This window comes from Candidatus Atribacteria bacterium (assembly GCA_011056645.1).
GTDB lineage: Bacteria > Atribacterota > Phoenicimicrobiia > Phoenicimicrobiales > Phoenicimicrobiaceae > Sediminicultor > Sediminicultor quartus.
This window is the reverse complement of sequence record DSEL01000127.1, coordinates 1-4,272: the sequence shown is the minus strand read 5'-3', so window position 1 is coordinate 4,272 and position 4,272 is coordinate 1. Positions and strand designations below refer to the sequence as shown.

The 4,272-nt window shown below is 34.1% G+C and carries 2 protein-coding genes; both read left to right on the top strand.

Going from position 1 to position 4,272, the window contains the following annotated elements:
* Window positions 1–32: 32 nt before the first annotated feature.
* Window positions 33–3,638: a DNA-directed RNA polymerase subunit beta gene (rpoB, locus tag ENO17_05250; GenBank protein ID HER24438.1), complete on the top strand. Its 3,606-nt coding sequence runs from the start codon at window positions 33–35 to the stop codon at window positions 3,636–3,638.
* Window positions 3,639–3,965: 327 nt separating this feature from the next.
* A partial coding sequence (locus ENO17_05245) for a hypothetical protein (GenBank protein ID HER24437.1) occupies window positions 3,966–4,272 on the top strand: 307 nt, incomplete at its 3' end.

Below are 4,272 nucleotides of genomic sequence, written 5' to 3'. Positions count from 1 at the left end.
TTTAATCATTATATAAAGGTTGGTGTTTTGCGGTGCGCAATAAATCTAATCAAGTGAAGGATTATTCCAAAATACCTGAATTATGTCCAATACCTAATTTATTGGATATACAAAAAAAATCTTTTGAAGATTTTTTACAAAGGTCTGTTTCACCTGATAAAAGAAAAAAACAAGGTTTGCAGGAAGTTTTTATGGACATTTTCCCCATTCAAGATTTTACCGGTAATCTGATATTAGATTTTATTAGTTATTCATTGGGGGAATGCAAAGATTCTCCTTACGGATGTTGGGAAAAAGGCGGAACTTATTCTTCTCCCTTAGAAGTCAAGATAAATTTAATCAGCAAAAAAACAGGTGAAATTAAAGAACAAGATGTCTTTATGGGAGAATTACCGCTTATGACCGAAAATGGAGGTTTTGTTATTAACGGAGCAGAAAGAGTAATTGTAAATCAATTGATAAGATCTCCCGGTATTTATTTTGATGAAGAAAAAAATGACACTAGCAAATCATTGTATAAATTTAAAATTATTCCTAATCGTGGTTCCTGGTTGGAATTTGGTTTTGATTCATCCGACATGATCTATGTTCGGATTGACAAAAAAAGGAAGATTCCGGCAACCACCTTGCTAAGAGCGTTGGGATATGAGAACAATGAAGAAATAATGGAACTTTTTGATTACGAAGAGATTATAAAAACTACTTTAGAAAAAGATAATACATCTAACGAAAAAGATGCCTTGGTGGAAATATTTAGAAGATTAAGACCCAGCGAACCTCCAACTGAAAGAAATACTCGTCAATTAGTTTATAGATTACTTTTTGATCCTAAAAGATATGATTTAGCGAAAGTGGGAAGATATAAAATAAACAGGAAATTAAATTTGGAAGATAGGATCTTGGGTACTATCGCAGCCGAAGATATTGTTGATCCCGGAAACAATAAAATAATTGTAAAAGCAGAAGAAAAAATAAATCAAAAAAAGCTTACTGCAATAAATGACTCAGGAGTTGACAAGGTAAAAGTATTGAACCATGAAAACGAAATAATAACTATTTTTAACGAAAAATGTGAAGCTTTCATGCCCATTATTGATAAATTGAGTGAAGGAATTAATGAAGGGATCATTGATGCGATTGTAGCCGAAGATATAATTGATCCAAAAACAGGTGAAGTAATTTGCAGTGTTGGTGATAAACTAAATAACACTTTATTATACAAAATAAAAAAATTTAAAGAAAAAATAAAAATAAAAAAGGGTCCCTCGTTAACTAGAGAAGATATTGTGGCTTCCTTAAGGTATTTGGTTAATTTATATAGGGGGATTGGTTATATAGATGACATTGATCATTTGGGGAATAGAAGGATAAAAACTGTTGGCGAATTGCTTCAGGATCAATTTTATATCGGATTAAGCAGGATGGAAAGAGTAATTCGGGAGAGGATGACGATTCAACCCGATGTGTCTGCTATTACTCCTCAAGCTTTGATAAATGCTCGGCCATTATTAGCAACTATTAGACAGTTTTTTGGAAGTAGTCAGCTTTCTCAGTTTATGGACCAAACTAACCCTTTATCCGAAATTACTCACAAAAGAAGACTCTCTGCTTTAGGTCCAGGTGGCTTAACCAGAGAGAGAGCAGGCTTTGAAGTAAGAGATGTTCACCATACTCATTATGGCAGAATTTGCCCCATTGAAACTCCTGAAGGTCCTAATATTGGATTGATAGGATCTCTTTGTATTTATGCAAGGGTTAATGAATTAGGATTTATTGAAACACCTTATTTTAAGGTAATAGATGGGGAAGTAACTGATGAGATTGTTTACCTATCTGCTGATAAAGAAGATAAATATAAAATTGCTCAAATAAATATAAAAATAGATAAAGATAATAAAATTTCACAAAATGATGTACCTTGCCGATTTAGAGGAGATATTATTGAGTGTATACCCGACGAAATAGATTTTATTGATGTGTCTCCCAAACAAATTGCCAGCATTTCGGCAAGTTTAATTCCTTTTTTAGATCACGATGATGCGAACAGGGCATTGATGGGTACTAATATGCAGAGACAATCTGTTCCTTTAATAAAACCCGAAGTTCCTTTAGTGGGAACGGGAATGGAAAATAAAGTTGCTGTCGATTCTGGCGCGGTTCTTCTTTCTCAGGATGATGGTTTAGTGAAAGAAGTAAGCGCTGACAAAATAATTATTGAAAATAATGAAAATATTCAAAGTGAATATAGATTAAAAAAATTCGTTCGTTCTAATCAGGGAACTTGTATAAATCAGATACCTTTAGTGGATGAAGGAATGATTATCCGAAAAGGAGATGTTCTTGCTGATGGACCCTTAACTTCTGAGGGGCTTCTGTCTTTGGGGAGAAATGTGTTACTAGCGTATATGCCCTGGGAAGGCTATAATTTTGAAGATGCTATTTTAATTAGTGAAAAATTAGTCAGAGAAGATACTTTTACCTCTATCCATATTTCTGAACAAGAATGTGAAGCAAGGGATACTAAATTAGGACCGGAAGAAATAACCTGTGATATTCCTAATATCGGGGAAGGCAGCCTATCTAACTTAGATGAAAGAGGAATTGTTCGAATTGGAGCAGAAGTGGAATCAGGTGATATTTTAGTGGGGAAAGTAACTCCTAAAGGTGAAACAGATTTAGGGCCGGAGGAAAGGTTATTAAGAGCAATTTTTGGGGAAAAGGCTAGAGAGATAAGAGATACTTCTCTGCGAATTCCTCATGGCGAAAAGGGTAAGATTATAGGAGTCAAAGTATTTTCCCGGGAAAATAATGATGATCTTCCCCCGGGAGTAAATCAATTAGTAAAAGTATTTATTGCCCAAAAAAGAAAGATTTCAGAGGGGGACAAGATTTCGGGAAGACATGGAAATAAAGGAGTTATCGCAAAAATATTACCCGAGGCGGATATGCCTTTTATGTCAGACGGCACACCCATAGAAATAGTATTGAATCCTTTAGGTGTCCCTTCTCGAATGAATGTAGGACAGGTTCTGGAAGTACATTTAGGTTGGGTTGCTAAAACTTTAGGGTTGAGAATGATAACACCTATTTTTAACGGTGCGAAAGAAGAGGAAATTGAAGAAGCTTTAATAGAAGCAGGTTTACCTAAAGATGGCAAGGCAATTCTGTATGATGGCAGAACTGGTAGACCTTTTGACCAAAAAGTCACCGTAGGTTATAGCTATATTTTAAAATTAGCTCATCTGGTTGCTGATAAAATCCATGCGCGTTCTACTGGTCCGTACTCTTTGGTTACTCAACAACCTTTGGGAGGAAAAGCCCAATTTGGAGGCCAAAGATTTGGTGAAATGGAAGTCTGGGCTTTAGAAGGGTATGGCGCAGCTTACAATCTTCAGGAACTTTTGACCATAAAATCAGATGATGTATTGGGAAGAATTAAAACCTATGAATCTATTGTGAAAGGGGAATGTATCCCTGCACCTGGCATGCCAGAATCGTTTAAAGTTTTAATTAAAGAATTGCGTAGTTTAAGTTTGGATGTACAAGTTTTAGATCCTCAAGATAAAGAAATAGACCTTAAGGAAGATATCGATTTAAAAGATGAATTTAGTGAAAATTTAATGAAAGAAATAAGTTAATAAGTGATTAGCAATAAGTGGTTAGTGAATAGTATTTAGTAATAAAATGAGAAACTAAAAAGCAAAAAACAAAACTATTACTTATGATTAGAAATTAATAGAAAAAATATTGAGCCTCTAATAATGGTTTTTTGATTTTTACTTTGAGCTTTAGATAAAGAAAGTCGATTTTCAGTTAATATCTATAAGATAGAGTTACTCTAATTGGTTAGTGCTACTAGGCTAAATACCGGTTAACTAATTAGCTAAATGGATGTAATATACACTACATGTTATAAATAACGACTATTCACTATTTACTATTGACTAAAATAGGGGGTAATTATATTGGCAATTGTGAAGAGTTTTAATTCGATTAAAATCGGACTGGCTTCACCAGAACAAGTAAAAAAATGGTCTAATGGTGAAGTTAAAAAGCCTGAAACTATCAATTATAGAACTTTAAAACCAGAGAAAGATGGTTTATTTTGCGAAAAGATATTCGGACCAGTCAAAGATTGGGAATGTAGTTGTGGCAAATACAAAAGGATAAGGTACAAAGGAGTTATTTGTGACCGATGTGGAGTGGAAGTTACCAAATCTATTACTAGAAGAGAAAGAATGGGGCATATTAAATTAGCTTCTCCTGTTTCTC